Below are 15660 nucleotides of genomic sequence, written 5' to 3'. Positions count from 1 at the left end.
GGGGGCGCGTGCGCTAGCCGGGAACCTGGGCGCGGGCGTAATCGGCCAGCGTGCGGCATAGCCGGGTCAGGCTGGCCTTCAGCGCCGGATAGCCGGCGGTGCGTTCGCGGGTGACCTCGTCCATGTAAAGCCGGCGGTTGATCTCAAGCTGCACGGAATGGCGGCCATGCGCGGGGCTGGACCAGGCCTGCGTCAGCTCGGCGCCGCGGAAGGGGCGGTTCAGCGCCACGTCCAGACCCTCGGCCGCCAGCGTGTCGCGGATCAGCGCCACGAAGTCCGGCGCGGCGGCGGTGCCGTGCAGATCGCCGATGCAGATATCAGCGCGCTGGGTGCCCGCGCCATCCGAGGAAATCGCATGGCCCTGCGCGGTCATCGAATGGCAGTTCAGATGGTAGACCCGCCCGAAGCGGCCATAGACCGCATGCATCAGCTGCGCCATTTCGCGGTGATAGGGCTGCCAGTAGCGGCGGATGCGGTCTTCGGCCTCGGCCACGGTCAGCTTGCGGGCATGCATCGGCTCATCCCCCCAGGCATAGCGCCACATCAGCCCCATGCCGCGCGCCGCGGTGGGGCTGCGCCCGACCGGATGCGGCCAATCGCCCTCGACCATGGTGACGTCCATGTCCAGAAGCGACCGGTTCACGTCCAGGAAGCTGCGCGGGAACAGCGCCGCCAGCAGCGGAGCGCCCAGATCGGGCGCGGCCGAGACCAGATCGTCGACATGGGTATCGGCGGCGACCAGCACCCGCTCGGCGCTGACGGCGGGGGTGAAATCGGCCGGGATGGTCAGGCCGGAATGCGGGCTGTCCAGCACCAGCGGCACCAGGGGCGCGCGGGGCGCGTGCAGCTGCAGCACGCCGTCGATGGTCAGATCCTTGATCGGGTCAATCATGGCAGGTCCTGTACGGGAAGAGGGGCGGAAAGGGAAAGGCGGCGGGCGGTGACCGCGGGCAGTTCGCGCGCGGCGGAATTCACGTTGACCCGGCGCGACAGGCGCAGGTCTTCGCCGTCGAAGGCGATCTCGATCGTGTCGCGGAAGGCGGTTTCCACCAGAACCAGATCCAGGGTCAGAAGGTCGGCCGCGGGCGACCAGCAGGCGCAGGCGGCGGCGGCCAGCCCCTCGGGCGGCTGATAGGAATGGTGCAGCCGGGCGCCGGGCAGTGTGCAGCGGCTTTCGACGAAATGCGCATAGCCCGCCGCTATGCGGTGGGTCTGCCCGGCGACGACCAGCCACAAATCCAGCCCGTCGGGTCCCGGGGCCAGGCCGATCTGGGTGATCTGCTGGTCGTTCGGGGCGGCCTGCCAGGTGCCGGCCCGCGCAGCGATCTGCGCCGGGGCGGCGCCTGGCCCGCGCGGGCGGGTGGCCAGATGCAGGCCCGCGACTTGGGCGGCCAGCGCCGCATCGCCCGCCGCATCGCCGCCGCCCGCGCCAAGCGCCGGGCGCAGCCGGTCATAGATCAGCCGGTGCATCCGGTCATCGTCATCGTCAAGCCCGCCGGTAAAGGCCACCACGGCGCACTGGTCGGGCAGGGCGATGCAATATTGCCCGAACAGCCCATTGGCCGAGAAACTGTCATGCGGCCCGCGCCACCACTGATAGCCATAGCCTTCGCGGACCTGGGCGCCCGCCGCCTCGGGGCCGAGGTAATGGTCGCCGGTGAAGGCGCCCATCACCACATTGCGCAGCTGCGCCGCCGTGGCCTGGGCCACCCAGTCGGCCGGCAGAAGCTGCTGGCCCTGCCACTGCCCGCCCTGTAGATGCAGGATCCCCAGTTTCAGCAGATCGGCCGTGGTGCAGGACAGCCCGTTGCCGCCGGTGTTCACCCCGTCGGGCCCGATGTCCCAGGTGATCGCGCGCGACATCTGCATCGGGCGGAAAATCCGCTCGTCCAGCAGGTCCAGCACCTGCCGGCCGGTGGCGCGCTGCACGATGGCCGACAGCATGTAGCTGGCGGCACTGTCATAGACGAAGACCTCGCCCGGTTCGTAGGTCATCGGCTGGCGCAGGAAATCGGCCACCCAGCTGGTGGCGATGCGCCGCCAGGACCCGCCCGAGATGCCGCGGCCATGGCCCGAGGCCATGGTCAGCAGATGGCGCAGCGTCATGCGCTGCAGCCGGGCCAGATCCTGCGCCGGCAGATCGGGCAGTGGGTGGTCGGGGAAGAAGCCCAGCACCAGATCGTCCAGCGCCAGCCTGCCCTCGGCCAGGGCCAGTCCGACCGCGGCCGAGGTGAAGCTTTTCGTCACCGAATGCATCATATGCGGGCGCGCGGGCGCGAAGGGCGCCCACCAGGCATCCAGGATCAGCGCATCCTTTTGCCAGATCAGCAGGCTGTGCAGCTCGATCGCTTCGGCACGGATCGTGTCCAGGACAGCGGCAAGGATGGCGGGATCGGTCCCGCGCGACGAGGGCGCCCGGCGCGGCAGGCCATCGGAATCAGAGGTCATCGGTCTTGGCTTTGTCCTGGAAGGCCTTCGGGGGATGCGGCGGGAAACCCCGGCCCGGCAGAACGGGCTGCAGCGGCAAAGGGGAGACGGGGAATTTCAGCGATGATTGTATTTAGCATTTGTAAAAAGCAAAACATCTGGGCTAGCATGTGTCAATGATGATTCATGATGCGATCATAAAACAATCAACCTGCCCGATCCGCCGGCATCTGCCGGGGGGGACGAGGCGGTCTCTCCAGGGTGGGCGGGCGCGATGACCGAGGTGACGATCTCGCTGGCGACGCGCGACTGGGATCACCTGACCCCGCTTCTGCTGGGCGATGTGACCTCGGACCGGGTCACGCTGAAGATCACCCGCCTGCCGGCGCTTTTGCCGGCGCTGCGCGCGCCCGACGGGTTTGACGCGGTCGAAACCTCGCTGGCGCGCTATGTGCTGCTGCGCGCGGCGGGCGAGACCCGGATCACCGGCCTGCCGCAGTTCATCATGCGCGGCTTCCGGCAGCGCTGCGTGCTGGTGGCGGCCGACAGTCCGCTGACGCGGCTGGAGCAGCTGCAGGGCGCGCGCATCGGGGTGACGGGCTGGCATGATACCGGCACGATCTGGACCCGCGCGGCCCTGGCCGAGGCGGGGGTGGGGATCGAGGCGGCCACTTGGTTTGCCGGGCGGCTGACGGCGGATCAGCCGGTGACCGACCGGCTGCGCGGTTATGGCCGCCCCGGCCGGATCGAGCCCTGCCCGGATGAGGCGCCGATGCTGGATCTGCTGGCCGAGGGCCGACTGGATGCGATCTGCGCGCCCTTCCTGCCGCCCGAGGCCTTCGGGCCGCAGCCGGCCTTGCGCCCGCTGCTGCCCGACATGGTGGCGGCCGAGCAGGCCTGGTTCGCCCGGTCGGGCTTTGTGCCGGGGCTGCATCTGATCAGCTTCCGCAGCGAGGTGCTGCAGGGCCGGCCCTGGATCGCCGCCGAGGTCAACCGGATGCTGGACCAGTCGCGCCAGGTCTGGCTGGCGCGGCGCCGCCGCTATGCCGAGACCAGCCCCTGGATGCTGGACGAGCTGTTGCGCGCGTCGCGCGCCCTGCCTGACAGCGCCTATGCCAGCGGCGCCGCGGCCAATCTGCCGATGCTGGCGGCCTTCTGCCGCGCGCTGCACGACCAGGGCATCCTGGCCGATCCGCCCGATCCGACCCGCCTATTCGACCCTGCCCTCAGCTGACCGCGCCGCGGGCAGGTTCCGCCCCCGACGCCGAATCCCGATACGGAGACCGCCATGCGCATCGCGCTTCTGCAACTGAACTCTCGCGACGACAAGGCCGCCAACCTTGCCACCATCACCCGCTTCTTCGACGAGAAGATCGCCGGGCGCGGGGTGGATCTGGTGGTGGCGCCGGAATATTCCACCTTCCTGGGCGGCAGCCGCGAAGAACAATGGGCGGCGGGCGAGACCTTCCCCGAGGGCGAGGGTTATCGCGCGCTGCAGGCGCTGGCGCGGCGCCATGCGGTGACCTTCCACACCGGCTCGATGATCGAGAAGCAGGACAATGGCTATTTCAACACTTCGGTGATCTTCGGACCCGACGGCACGGAACGCGCGCGCTATCGCAAGATCCACCTGTTCGACGTGGTGACCCCGGGTGGCGAGGTCTATCGCGAATCCGACACGATCCGCCGCGGCGAAGAGATCGTGGATTTCGCGCTGGACGGGCACCGGATCGGCTGTGCGATCTGCTATGACATGCGCTTTCCCGAGCTGTTCCTGGCCCATATGAAGGCCGGCTGCGACATGCTCTGCGTGCCGGCGGCCTTCACGATGGAAACCGGCAAGGACCATTGGGAAACCCTGCTGCGCGCCCGCGCGATCGAGACGCAATGCTGGCTGATGGCGCCGGGCCAGGTCGGCAAGCACCGCGTCGGCGAGGCGGAAGTGGCCTGCTATGGCAATTCGATGATCATCGACCCCTGGGGAACGGTGGTCGCCCGGGCCTCGAACGTGCCGGGGGTGATCATCGCCGATGCCGATTTCGCCTGGCAGGACCGGGTGCGGTCGATCCTGCCCTCGAACCGCCACCATGTGCTGTAAGCCGGCCATGCAGCACGCGTTCTGGATGAGCACGCCGAACCTCGATCTCTTGGAGATCGTCGCGGCGCAGGGCTTGCGGACCCTGGTCTGCGATGTCGAGCATAACGCCTTTGCCCCCGACCGGCGCGAGGCGCTGGTGGTGGCGGCGCGGGCGATGGGGCTGGCGGTCTATTTCAAGATCGAGGCGCCCGAGCCGGTGCATGTGCAGCGCGCCGCCGATCTGGGGGTGGATGGGGTGATCATCCCGCATGTCGGCCGGCTGGCCGGGGCAGCGGCGACGCTGGCCACCGCGAAATACCCGCCGCTTGGCAGCCGCAGCTATGCGGCCGGGCGCTCGGCCCGTTTCGCGCCGCCCGATGCCGATTTCTTCCAGCGCTCGAACCGGGCGCTGCGCTGCCTGCCGATGATCGAGACGGCCGAGGCCTTTGCCGATGTCGAGGCGATCCTGGCGCATGACTGCGTGGATGGCATTTTCATCGGCCCCTTCGATCTGGCGCTGACCCGGGGACGGGCCGGCTATGGCTTTACCGAGGCCGATCAGGCCGATCTGGCGCGGCTGGCCCAGGCGGCGCGCGCGGCGGGCAAGCCCTGGTGGCTGCCGGCCTGGCGCCCGGCCGAGCAGGCCTTTGCCCAGGCGCAGGGCGCCGAGATGGCGGTGGTCGCGGCCGAGCATGACATCATGGCGCGCGGGCTGCGCCAGGTTCTGGCCGCCGTGCCGGGGGCGGAAGGCGCGGGGGCTGCGGCATGAAGGATTTCATCCGCAACCCGCTGCCGCCACAGATCGCGCCGGCTTTGGTGCGCAAGCTGCTGGCGGCCGAGGCCGCGACTTGCGGGCATTTCCTGCATTCGCATTTCATGGCGGGCGAGATCCAGGCCATGGGCCCCGAGGCGCGCATTGCCGGCACCGCGGTGACGCTGCGGCTGGCCGCGAATGACTCGGCGCTGCTGCATGACGTGATCTCGGATCTGCGGCCCGGCGATGTGCTGATCGTCGACCGGTCGGGCGACACGCGGCATGCGTGCTGGGGCGGCGGCGTCACCCATGCGGCGGTGCTGACCGGAATGGCCGGCGCCGTGGTCGACGGGCCGCTGACCGATCTGGGCGAGATCCGCCGGCTGGGCCTGCCGATCTGGGCGCGCGGGCGCTCGGCCCTGACGACCAAGCTTTACGCCCAATCGGGGGCTTTCAACATTCCGGTGTCCTGCGGCGGCGTGATCGTGCATCCGGGCGATGCGGTGATCGCCGATGAAAGCGGCGTCGTGGTGCTGCCGCCCGAGATCGCCGAAGCGGCGGCCGACCGGGCCATCGCCATGCAGGCGGCCGAACAGACGCTGATCGCGCGGCTGCGCGCGGGCGAGCGGATGGGCGACATCTCGGGCGCCTCGGCGATGATCGCGGAGCGGCTGTGATGACCCGCCCCGCGCCGGCCCTAGCTTTCCGCGGCGCTGCGCAGATGCTGGCGCAGCAGGGCGGCCGCCCAGTCGCGGTCGCCGGCTTCGACCGCATCGAGAATGGCGATGTGTTCGGTACAGGATTGCTGCAGCCGCGCGGGGGCGAGGACGCGGTAATACACCGCCTCTTGCATCTGGCGCAGGTTGTTCTGCTGGCGGATCGCCTCTTGCAGGAAGCGGTTGCCCGACCAGGAGGCCAGGGTCTCGTGGAAACTGGCATTGACGCGGAACCATTCGTCGCCCGGTACTTCGCCGCGTGGCGCGGCCAGCACGCGTTCATGCGCGCGGCGCAGCTGGCCGATCTGGTCGGGATCGGCGCGGAAGGCCGGCGTCAGCAGGGCGGCGCATTCGACGATGATGCGGAATTCGTAACTGGCCTGGAAATCGGCGTCGCTTTCCAGCGTATCGACGAAGCGCCAGCCATGGCCCGGCAGGCGCCGCGCCAGGCCTTCGGCAGCAAAGCGCATCAACAACTTGCGGATCATCCCGCGCGCGACGGCATAGCGCGGCAGCAATTCGGCCTCGGACACTTCCTGCGGCAAAAGGCCCGCGGCGCGGTCGGACATGATGCGGTGATACAGGGTCTCGGCGGCGGAACTGGGCAGAAGATCGGTCAGGCTTTCGGCCGAGATGTCGCGCGCGACCTGCATGCCACGCCCACCGGCCGCGCAGACGACGCCCTTCTCGCGCAACAGCTCCAGCGCCGCCGTGACGGGCGAGCGCGACACGCCGAAGCTGCGCGCCAGATCGGCCGCCGGCAGCCGCGCGCCCGGCTTCAGCCCAAGGTCGCGGATTCGCTGCAGAATGCGGCGGGCGACGTCGATCTGCAGATCGCTGGCCTCTTCCGCCGGGACATCGGGCGGCGGTTCGGCCAGCGGCTGGGGCGGGGTGTCATGGGTCAAGGGCCGGTCTCCGGACTGTGCTGCTGCCAAATGAATTCTGATTGCATTTAAATGCAACAAAATTCTCAAATGCCGGCTTTTATGCTTTTCATGTGCGTAAAATGCGCTAGCGTCGCCGGAACAGACAACAGGGAATCCAGGACATGACAGAGGTAACGGCCTTTCCGCTGGTGGAGGTCCGGGGCGCTCCAAAGCAACGGGGCGAAAGCTATGGCGAGCAGGCGCGCGACCGCATCCGTCTGTCGGCCGGGCATTACCAGGCGCAGCTGGGCCGGCTGGGCTTTGACCGGGCCGAGGTGACGCGGCTTGTCGAGGTGTTCCTGCCGCGGATCGCGGCCTGGGCGCCGGATCTGGTCGACGAGATGCAGGGCATCGCCCGCGGCGCGGCGGTCGATCTGGCGACGGTGGTGCTGATCAATGCGCGCACCGAAGTGCTGCAGCTGGCGCAGCGCGAGAAGGGCGTGAGCGATGACGAGCCCGATGGCTGCACCGGCGCGGTGATCCTGCCGGAAGCCACGCGCGACGGCCGGGTGATCCATGGCCAGAACTGGGACTGGAAGGCCGAATGCGTCGAGACTTCGGTGGTGCTGAAGATCCAGCGCGACGATGGGCCCTCGCTTCTGACCTTCACCGAAGCCGGCGGGCTGGCGCGCAGCGGCTTTAACGCCATCGGCACCACGATCACCGCGAATTACCTGGAATCCGACCGCGACTATCGCGAGATGGGCATTCCCCTGCCCTTCATCCGCCGCCGCGCGCTGGAGGCGGGCAGTTTCGCCCAGGCGCTGAAAGTGGTGGCGACCACGCCGAAATCGGGGTCGAACAACATGATGCTGTCGACCGCCGAAGGCTATGCGGTCGATCTGGAATGCGCCCCGGACGAGGCCTTTCCTCTGTACCCGCGCAACCACATGATCGTGCATGCCAATCATTGGCAAAGCCAGGTCGCGCTGACGAAGCTGCGCGAGACCGGCCTGGCCCAGGTGCCCGACAGCCTGTATCGCGACCACCGGGTCGAGAAGCGGCTGCTGGCGCGGCTGGGCGATCTGACCGCCGAGGATCTGAAAGAGGCGCTGTTCGACCGGTTCGGCGCGCCGCTGGCGGTGTGCCGGGCGCCCTTGTCGCGCGATGGCGACAATCTGTCGGCGACCGTGGCGATGATCATCTGCGAGCCTGCGCGCGGGGTGATGGAGGTAGCACCTCTGCCGGCGCTGAACCGCGTCTTCACCCGCTACATGCTGGAGATGGACCCCGAGATGCAGGCCCGCTTTGCCGATGCGGCGCGGGCGGAGCCGGTCCGATGCTGAAATTCCTGCTGACCCGCATTGCCAGCGCCGTTCCGACGCTGCTGATCGTGACCGCCGCGATCTTTGCGCTGATGCGGATGATCCCGGGCGACCCGGCGGTGCTGATGCTGGGCGACATGGCGCAGCCCGGCCAGGTGGAAGAGCTGCGCCAGCGCATGGGGCTGGACCAGCCCCTGCCGATCCAGTTCGTGACCTGGCTGGGCAAGGTTCTGAGCGGCGATTTCGGCCAGTCGATCGCCACGGGCGAGCCGGTCCTGCCGCTGATCTTCGAGCGGTTCGGGGTTTCGGCCTCGGTGGTGCTGATCGCGGTGGTGCTGGCCTCGGTCATCGCGGTGCCGGCCGGGATGATCGCCGCCTGGCGGCAGAACAGCCTGGGCGATGTGGCCATCGTCGGCACGGCGACGCTGATGCTGTCGGTGCCCAGTTTCTGGCTGGGGCTGATGCTGCTGACGGTGTTCGGCCTGTGGCTGGGCTGGCTGCCGGTGGTGGGCTATGTCTCGCTGGCCGATGACCCGACGGCGGGGCTTCTGTATCTGATCATGCCGGTTCTGACCCTGGTCATGGTCGAGGCGGGGGCGATCACCCGGATGGCCCGCGCCTCGACGATCGAGGTGGCGCGGCTGGAATACATCACCCATGCCCGCGCCAAGGGCCTGTCGGAACGGGCGGTGATGTGGCGCCATGCCTTCCGCAATGCCTTTGCCCCGACCTGGACGCTGATCGGGCTGATCCTGGGCAGTCTTCTGGCCAATATCGCGGTGACCGAGACGGTCTTCACCATTCCGGGCCTGGGCCGGATGCTGATCGACGGGATCTTCGCGCGCGACTATCCGGTGGTGCAGGGCTGCATGCTGTTCATCGCCTTCATCTATGTGGCGGTCAACCTGCTGGTGGACCTGATCTATCCCTTGCTTGATCCGCGGGTGGCAGCATGAGCGTGCTGGGTCTTTCGCTGCCGCGGCTGCGGCTGAACGGTCTGCTTGGGATGGGAATCCTGACGACGGTGGTGCTGGTGGCGATCCTGGGGCCGGTGCTGGTCTCGGGCGATCCGCTGGCGCTGGATTTCCGCGCCCGGCTGATGGGGCCCGGCCCGGGCCATCCGCTGGGGGGCGACGAATTCGGCCGCGACGTGATGATGCGGCTGATCCATGGCGCGCGCACCAGCATCTGGATCGCCTTCTTCACCACTTGCTTTGCCATTCTCAGCGGGCTGGTCGTCGGCATTCTGGCGGGCTTCCTGCGCGGCTGGACCGACCGGGTGCTGATGATGTTCAACGATGCGCTGCTGGCCTTTCCGGGCCTGCTGCTGGCCCTGGGTTTCATGGCCGTCTTCGGCGCCAGCCGGCACGGCATCATCATCGCCCTGGGCCTGGCCTATATGCCGGCCGTGGTGCGGGTGGTGCGTGGCACCGTCCTGTCGCTGCGCGAGCGGGAATTCGTCGAAGCGTCACGCGTGATGGGCAATTCCGAAGCCGTCACCATGATGCGCCATATCCTGCCCAACTGCCTGGCGCCGGTCACCGTGCTGGCCACGACAATGTTCGGCTGGGTGATCCTTGCCGAAAGCGCGCTGAGCTTTCTGGGACTGGGCGTGCCGCCGCCCGAGCCAAGCTGGGGCAACATGCTGTCGACCGCGCGGCCCTATGCCGCCCAGGCGCCGCATCTGATCCTGCTGCCGGGCCTGTGCATCTCGATCACGCTCTTGGGGGTGAACATGTTCGGCGATGCGATCCGCGACTGGCTTGACCCCAAGATGCAAGGATGAGCCCGATGACCGAACCTTCCAATGCGCCGGGGCCGCTGCTGTCGGTGCGCAATCTGACGGTACGTCCCGGAAATGCCCTGCCGCCGGTGGTGCAGGATCTGAGCTTCGACATCGCGCCGGGCGAGATGCTGGCGCTGGTGGGCGAATCCGGCTCGGGCAAGACCATGGCGGCGCGGTCGGTGCTGCGGCTGCTGCCCGCGCCGCTGCGGCCCGATGCCGGCAGCTCGATCCGGCTGAAGGGGGCCGAGCTGCTGACCCTGTCGGACCGCGAGATGTGCCGCGTTCGCGGCGCGCGGATCGGCATGGTGTTTCAGGAACCGATGGTGTCGCTGAACCCCTCGATGCCGATCGGCCGGCAGATGGCCGAGGCGCTGCGGCTGCATCAGCGCCTGTCGGCCGCCGAGATCCGGGACCGCAGCCTGGCGATGCTGGAACGCATCCGCATCAAGGACCCGGCGAAATGCCTGGCGGCCTGGCCGCACGAGTTTTCCGGCGGCATGCGGCAGCGGATCATGCTGGCCTCGGTCATGCTGCTGCGGCCGGAACTGCTGATCGCCGACGAGCCGACCACGGCGCTGGACACGCTGGTGCAGCGCGATGTGCTGGACCTGATGGTCGAACTGACCCAGGAACAGGGCACGGGCGTGCTGCTGATCAGCCACGATCTGGGGATGGTGGCGAAATACGCGCCCAAGGTTGTGGTGATGCAGGCCGGCCGCGCGGTGGAGCAGGGCGAAAGCGCCCGGGTTCTGTCGGCGCCCGCGCATGCCTATACCCGCAGCCTGATCGACGCCCTGCCGCGCCGCTCGGCCGGGGGGCATCGCGACCGCGCCGAGGCGCCGCCGCTGATCCGCGTCGAGGGGGTGGTGATCGACTATCCGGGCCGCGAGCGGCTGTTCCGCCGCGATGCGCCGAAACGCGCGGTGCATGGGGTGGATCTGACCATCGGCACCGGCGAGACGCTGGCGCTGGTCGGCGCCTCGGGCTCGGGCAAGACGACGCTGGGGCGGGCGATTGTCGGGCTGGTGCAGCCAAGCGCCGGGGCGATCCGCTTTGAAGGCCATGACCTTCTGCAGCCCGGCGCCCAGACGGCGCGGCTGCGGCAGAAGATGCAGATCGTGTTCCAGGACCCCTATTCCTCGCTGGATCCGCGCCAGCGCGTCGACCGGGTGGTGGCCGAGCCGCTGCTGCTGGACCGCGGCCTGTCGGCCGGCGACCGGCGCGACCGGGTGCGCCAGGTGTTCGAGGAGGTGGGCCTGCCCTGGGTCCTGGCCGAGCGGCTGCCGCATCAGCTGTCGGGCGGGCAGCGCCAGCGGGTGGCCATCGCCCGCGCCATCGTGCGCAACCCGGCCTTTGTGGTGGCGGACGAGCCGGTCTCGGCGCTGGACATGACGGTGCAGAAGCAGATCCTGCGGCTGATCCGCGACCTTCAGGCCCGGCACGGCTTTGCCTGCCTGTTCGTGTCGCATGATCTGGGCGCGGTCGAGCAGGTGGCCGACCGCGTGGCGGTGATGGAAAACGGCCGCATCGTCGAGATGGGCGCGCGCGACGACATCTTCGACCGCCCGCAACACGATTACACCCGCCGGCTGCTGGACGCGGCCATGCTGATCGACCGCAGCTTTGGCGTGGGCGCAGCTTCGGCGGCGGGTGCGGGGGTTCCGGCATGATGAGGAAGGAGACCGTCTGATGCGCAAGGTCGCAGGACATGGCAAGACGCTGAGCTATTACGATTTCGGCCACACCACGGTTTATGCCGCGCGCAAGGATCCGCGCTTTGCCTGGTGCGCCTATGTGCCCGATGATTATGACGAGGATGGCGACAAGACCTATCCTCTGGCGGTGCTGGTGCATGGCACCAACCGCGGCATGTCGCAGTATCGCGACGCATTCGCCGATTTCGCCGAGGCGAATGGCGTCATCGTTCTGGCGCCGCTGTTTCCGGTGGGAACCTGCTTTCCGGGCGATCTGTCGAGCTACAAGTTCCTGCGCTATGACGGGGTCCATTACGACGAGATCCTGATCGACATGATCGAGGAGCTGCGCGAGAAATACCGCATCCCCGACCCGCGGGTGATGATGTACGGCTTCTCGGGCGGCGGTCATTTCACCCATCGCTTCCTGTATCTGCATCCCGAGCGGCTGATGGCGGCCTCGATCGGGGCGCCGGGCGTGGTCACGCTGCTGGACCCGGATCGCGACTGGTGGGTCGGTGTGCGGGATTTCGAACAGGTGTTCGGCAAGCCGCTGGATCTTGACGCGATCCGCCGCGTGCCGGTGCAGATGGTGATCGGCGGCGCCGATACCGAGACCTGGGAAATCACCATCAAGCCCGGCGACACGCTGTGGATGCCCGATGCCAATATCGCCGGCGCCAATCGCAACGACCGGATGAACAGCCTGAAGGCCAGTCTGGAAGCGCATGGCGTTGCGGTGCGCCATGACGTGGTTGCGGGTGTGGCCCATAACGACCGGCCGATGCTGGGCCTGGTGAAAGAGTTCTTCGCCGATGTGCTGGCGCGCGGCCGCGGCCAAGGAAACGACTGACGCTCAACCTAAAAAACGACAGGGAAACAGAATGAAGCTGACATCACTGATCCTCGCAGCGGGGCTTGCCGCTGCGACGGGCGCGGCGGCCTTTGCCGAAACCGCGACCGAAGGCGGCAAGCTGGTGATCCGGCTGAATGCCGATATCCGCGCGACCGATGGCGTGAACCGTGACGGCAATACCGACATGGTGCTGCACCACATCTTCGAAACGCTGGTCGCCTATCGCGACGATCTGACCATCGGGCCGCTTTTGGCGGAAAGCTGGACCGTGTCGGAGGACGGGCGGGTCTATACCTTCACCCTGCGCGAGGGGGCGAAGTTCCACAACGGCGCGCCCGTCACCGCGCAGGATGTGGTCTGGAACTGGGAGCGCAAGGTTTCGCAGGGCGCCGACTGGTTCTGCAACGCCTATTTCGACGGCTCGCAGGGGATGAAGGTGGAATCGGTCGCGGCGGCGGATGACCGCACCGTGGTCTTCACCATCGACGCGCCGAATGCGCTGTTCCTGGCGCAGCTGGCGAATATCCAGTGCAATGCCTGGGTCGCCCATCCCGACAGCGTCGCCGCCGATGGCAGCTGGAAGGCCGAGGCGCCGATCGGCTCGGGCCCGTTCCAGATGGCCGAATGGAAGCGCGGCCAATATGTCGAGTTGCAGAAGTTCCAGGATTACGTGCCGGTCAAGGCGCCGATGAGCGGCTATGCCGGCGACCGCAGCGCCCATGTCGATGCGGTGCGTTTCCTGGTCATCCCCGACACCGCCGCCGCGGAAGCCGCGCTTTATGCCGGCCAGATCGACGTGCTGCCGGATCTGGAGCCGGCAAACATCCCCGAGGCCGAGAAGAACGGCGCCCAGGTGGTGACCGGGCAGGGCCTGGGCTTCCAGACCGTGCTGGTGCAGACCGCCGACCCGCTTCTGTCGGATGTGCGGATGCGCAAGGCGATCATCCAGGCCATCGACTTCAAGCAGATCGCCGAATTGCGCTCGGGCGGGCTGACGGGGTTCAACCCCTCGATGGTGGCGCAGGCCAGCTCGTTCTTCGACGAGGATTTCCTGGAATGGCCCGCCTATGACCCGGCCGCCTCGGCCGCGCTGCTGGCCGAGATCGGCTACAAGGGCGAGCCGATCACCATCCAGACCAACACGCGCTATCAAAGCATGTATGAGGTGGGCGTGCTGGTGCAGGCGATGCTGCAGGCCTCGGGCATCAACGCCCAGCTGGAGGTGCTGGATTGGGCGACGCAGCTGGACAATTACTCCAGCGGCAAGTTCCAGCTGCAATCCTTCAGCTATTCGCCGCGGCTTGACCCGTCGCTGCTGTACGGGCTGTTCCTGGGCGACAAGGCCGAACGCGCCTCGACCCAATGGGAAAGCCCCGAGGCGATGCAGCTGTATATCGAATCCACCCAGACCTCGGACCCGGAGGCGCGCAAGGCGCTGTTCAAGAAGCTGCATGCGCTTCTGGTGCAGGATCTGGCGGTGATGGGGGTGATGTATGTGCCGCAGGTCGATGCGGTGGGCAGCGCGGTCAGCGGATACGATGTCTGGCCGGGCGGGCGCGCGCGCGGCTGGGGCGTCAGCAAGACCAAGTAAGGCCGGGCCATCGGAAAGACACAGGGGCGGCGGGGAAACCTGCCGCCCCTTTTTCACGTTTCGCGCCCGGAGGGCGCAGCCGGGCGGCGGCCAAAAAAAGGGCCCGCACGGAGGCGGGCCCATCCAGGGGGGAGAAAAGGGGGCGCGTCAGGCGCGGTTTCAGGCGCGGTTGATGCAGATCACCTTGGTCTGGGTCATCTCTTCGCAGGCGAAGCGCAGGCCTTCGCGGCCCATGCTGCCATAGCCGAAGCCGCCAAAGGGCATCGCATCCATCCGGTAATCCGAGGAATCGTTGATCATCACCCCGCTGGCCGCGATCCGGTCGGCGGCCTCAAGCGCGCAGTCCAGGTTGCGGGTGAAGATGCCGGCATGCAGGCCATAGTCCAGCGCATTGGCGCGGGCGATGGCGGCGTCAAAGCCCTCGAACGGCTCCAGCACCACGACGGGCGCGAAGATTTCCTCGTGCCACAGCGCGCAGGTCTGCGGTACCTGCTCCAGCACGGTGGGCGCCAGCAGCGTGCCCTGACGCCGGCCGCCCGCCAGCAGCTTGGCCCCCGCGGCCACGGCCTGCGCCACCAGCGCCTCGGCCCGCGCGGCGGCGGCTTCGGTGATCATCGGGCCCAGATCGGTGGTTTCAAGCGCGGGATCGCCGCAGGACAGCGCCGCCGCGCCTTCGGCAAAGGCCTTGCGGAAGGCGGGCCAGAGCGGCGCCTCGACCAGGATGCGCTGGGTGCCGACGCAATTCTGCCCCGCCGCCCAGAAGGCGCCCGACAGGCAGGCGGCGACGGCCTTGTCCAGATCGGCATCGGCCATCACGATGACCGGCGCATTGCCGCCCAGATCCATCGCCAGCCGCTTCAGCCCGGCCTGCCGCGCAATGGCCTCGCCGGTGCGGAAGCCGCCGGTGAAGGACACCATCCGCACCTCGCGCGCCGCGACCAGGGCCGCACCCAGATCGGCGCCGCCCAAAGCGGGGGTGATGACCGTCTCGGGCAGGCCCGCGGCGACCAGCGTCTCAACCAGCGCCAGCGCCGACAGCGGCGCCAGCTCGGACGGTTTCAGGATCACCGCATTGCCGGTGGCGATGGCCGGGCCCAGCTTGTGCGCGACCAGGTTCAGCGGGTCGTTATAGGGGGTGATCGCGACCAGAATGCCCAGCGGTTCGCGGGTGAACCAGCCCATCCGGCCTTCAGATCCGGGCTGGGCATCGAAGGGCAGCACCTCGCCGCCGCCGCGCCGGGCTTCGCCCGCGGCCAGCGTCAGGGTGTTGATGCAGCGCGCCACTTCCTTGCGGGCCTGGCGCAGGGTCTTGCCGGCTTCGGCGGTGATGCGGCGGGCGAAGGCGTCGGCCTCGGAGCCGATCTGCGCGGCGGCCCGGTCCAGGATCTCGGCCCGGCGATGGCGGGGCAGGGCCCGCGCGGCGGCGGCCCCCTGCCGGGCGCGGTCCAGCAGCCGCGCGACATCGGCGGCAGGGGTTTCGGGCAGGCGCGCCAGCAGGCGGCCATCATAGGGGTTCAGAACGGCGATCTCGCCCGGAACGGGCCGGAGGCCGGGAACGGTCATGTCGG

The 15660-nt window shown here is 68.5% G+C and carries 14 protein-coding genes; 10 read left to right on the top strand and 4 right to left on the bottom strand.

The annotated features are described in order from the left end of the window. Positions 1 to 13 precede the first annotated feature (13 nt). Entirely contained in the window at positions 14 to 892 is an 879-nt protein-coding gene (locus K1Y73_RS00430; RefSeq protein WP_225025934.1) for an N-formylglutamate amidohydrolase, read from the bottom strand. Further along, entirely contained in the window at positions 889 to 2448 is a 1560-nt protein-coding gene (locus tag K1Y73_RS00425) for a serine hydrolase domain-containing protein (RefSeq protein WP_225025933.1), read from the bottom strand. The genes K1Y73_RS00430 and K1Y73_RS00425 overlap by 4 nt, the downstream gene beginning before the upstream one ends. A gap of 253 nt (positions 2449 to 2701) precedes the next feature. On the opposite strand from K1Y73_RS00425, the gene K1Y73_RS00420 reads away from it, so the two are divergent. Genes K1Y73_RS00420 through K1Y73_RS00405 form a run of 4 tightly spaced genes read left to right on the top strand, consistent with a single transcriptional unit; the run spans position 2702 to position 5935 of the window. Beyond that, positions 2702 to 3661 carry a substrate-binding domain-containing protein gene (locus tag K1Y73_RS00420; RefSeq protein ID WP_225025932.1) on the top strand — a complete coding sequence of 320 codons (960 nt, stop codon included), beginning with the start codon at positions 2702 to 2704 and terminating at the stop codon, positions 3659 to 3661. A gap of 54 nt (positions 3662 to 3715) precedes the next feature. Next, entirely contained in the window at positions 3716 to 4525 is an 810-nt protein-coding gene (locus K1Y73_RS00415; protein WP_225025931.1) for a carbon-nitrogen hydrolase family protein, read from the top strand. Positions 4526 to 4550: 25 nt separating this feature from the next. Further along, positions 4551 to 5273 carry an aldolase/citrate lyase family protein gene (locus K1Y73_RS00410; protein ID WP_263626440.1) on the top strand — a complete coding sequence of 241 codons (723 nt, stop codon included), beginning with the start codon at positions 4551 to 4553 and terminating at the stop codon, positions 5271 to 5273. After that, positions 5270 to 5935, top strand: a complete 666-nt coding sequence (locus tag K1Y73_RS00405; protein ID WP_225025929.1) for an RraA family protein — start codon at positions 5270 to 5272, stop codon at positions 5933 to 5935. Before K1Y73_RS00410 ends, K1Y73_RS00405 begins: the two co-directional genes overlap by 4 nt. A gap of 20 nt (positions 5936 to 5955) precedes the next feature. Here K1Y73_RS00405 and K1Y73_RS00400 read toward each other — a convergent pair whose 3' ends face one another. Beyond that, the gene (locus tag K1Y73_RS00400; protein ID WP_225025928.1) at positions 5956 to 6879 is read right to left on the bottom strand and encodes a GntR family transcriptional regulator; all 924 of its coding nucleotides are present in this window, start codon (positions 6877 to 6879) and stop codon (positions 5956 to 5958) included. A 143-nt stretch (positions 6880 to 7022) separates the two neighbouring features. Here K1Y73_RS00400 and K1Y73_RS00395 point away from each other — a divergent pair, with 143 nt between their 5' ends. From K1Y73_RS00395 to K1Y73_RS00370, 6 genes are read left to right on the top strand one after another with little or no spacing between them, the layout of a single operon-like run. After that, positions 7023 to 8186, top strand: a complete 1164-nt coding sequence (locus K1Y73_RS00395; protein WP_225025927.1) for a C45 family autoproteolytic acyltransferase/hydolase — start codon at positions 7023 to 7025, stop codon at positions 8184 to 8186. Then, positions 8180 to 9121: an ABC transporter permease gene (locus tag K1Y73_RS00390; RefSeq protein WP_225025926.1), complete on the top strand. Its 942-nt coding sequence runs from the start codon at positions 8180 to 8182 to the stop codon at positions 9119 to 9121. Before K1Y73_RS00395 ends, K1Y73_RS00390 begins: the two co-directional genes overlap by 7 nt. Beyond that, positions 9118 to 9951 carry an ABC transporter permease gene (locus K1Y73_RS00385; protein ID WP_225025925.1) on the top strand — a complete coding sequence of 278 codons (834 nt, stop codon included), beginning with the start codon at positions 9118 to 9120 and terminating at the stop codon, positions 9949 to 9951. Before K1Y73_RS00390 ends, K1Y73_RS00385 begins: the two co-directional genes overlap by 4 nt. Positions 9952 to 9956: 5 nt before the next feature. Then, positions 9957 to 11621: an ABC transporter ATP-binding protein gene (locus tag K1Y73_RS00380; protein WP_225025924.1), complete on the top strand. Its 1665-nt coding sequence runs from the start codon at positions 9957 to 9959 to the stop codon at positions 11619 to 11621. A 19-nt stretch (positions 11622 to 11640) separates the two neighbouring features. Next, the gene (locus K1Y73_RS00375; RefSeq protein WP_225025923.1) at positions 11641 to 12498 is read left to right on the top strand and encodes an alpha/beta hydrolase; all 858 of its coding nucleotides are present in this window, start codon (positions 11641 to 11643) and stop codon (positions 12496 to 12498) included. Positions 12499 to 12529: 31 nt separating this feature from the next. Beyond that, positions 12530 to 14092 carry an ABC transporter substrate-binding protein gene (locus K1Y73_RS00370; RefSeq protein ID WP_225025922.1) on the top strand — a complete coding sequence of 521 codons (1563 nt, stop codon included), beginning with the start codon at positions 12530 to 12532 and terminating at the stop codon, positions 14090 to 14092. A 159-nt stretch (positions 14093 to 14251) separates the two neighbouring features. Here the strand turns inward: K1Y73_RS00370 and K1Y73_RS00365 are convergent, their stop codons facing one another. Beyond that, positions 14252 to 15655 (bottom strand): aldehyde dehydrogenase family protein, encoded by a 1404-nt coding sequence (locus tag K1Y73_RS00365; RefSeq protein ID WP_225025921.1) that lies wholly within the window; start codon positions 15653 to 15655, stop codon positions 14252 to 14254. Positions 15656 to 15660: the final 5 nt, after the last annotated feature.

Source organism: Xinfangfangia pollutisoli, assembly GCF_020179405.1.
GTDB classification, from domain to species: Bacteria; Pseudomonadota; Alphaproteobacteria; order Rhodobacterales; family Rhodobacteraceae; genus Pseudogemmobacter; species Pseudogemmobacter pollutisoli.
This window is presented reverse-complemented; position numbering and strand designations above follow the sequence as displayed.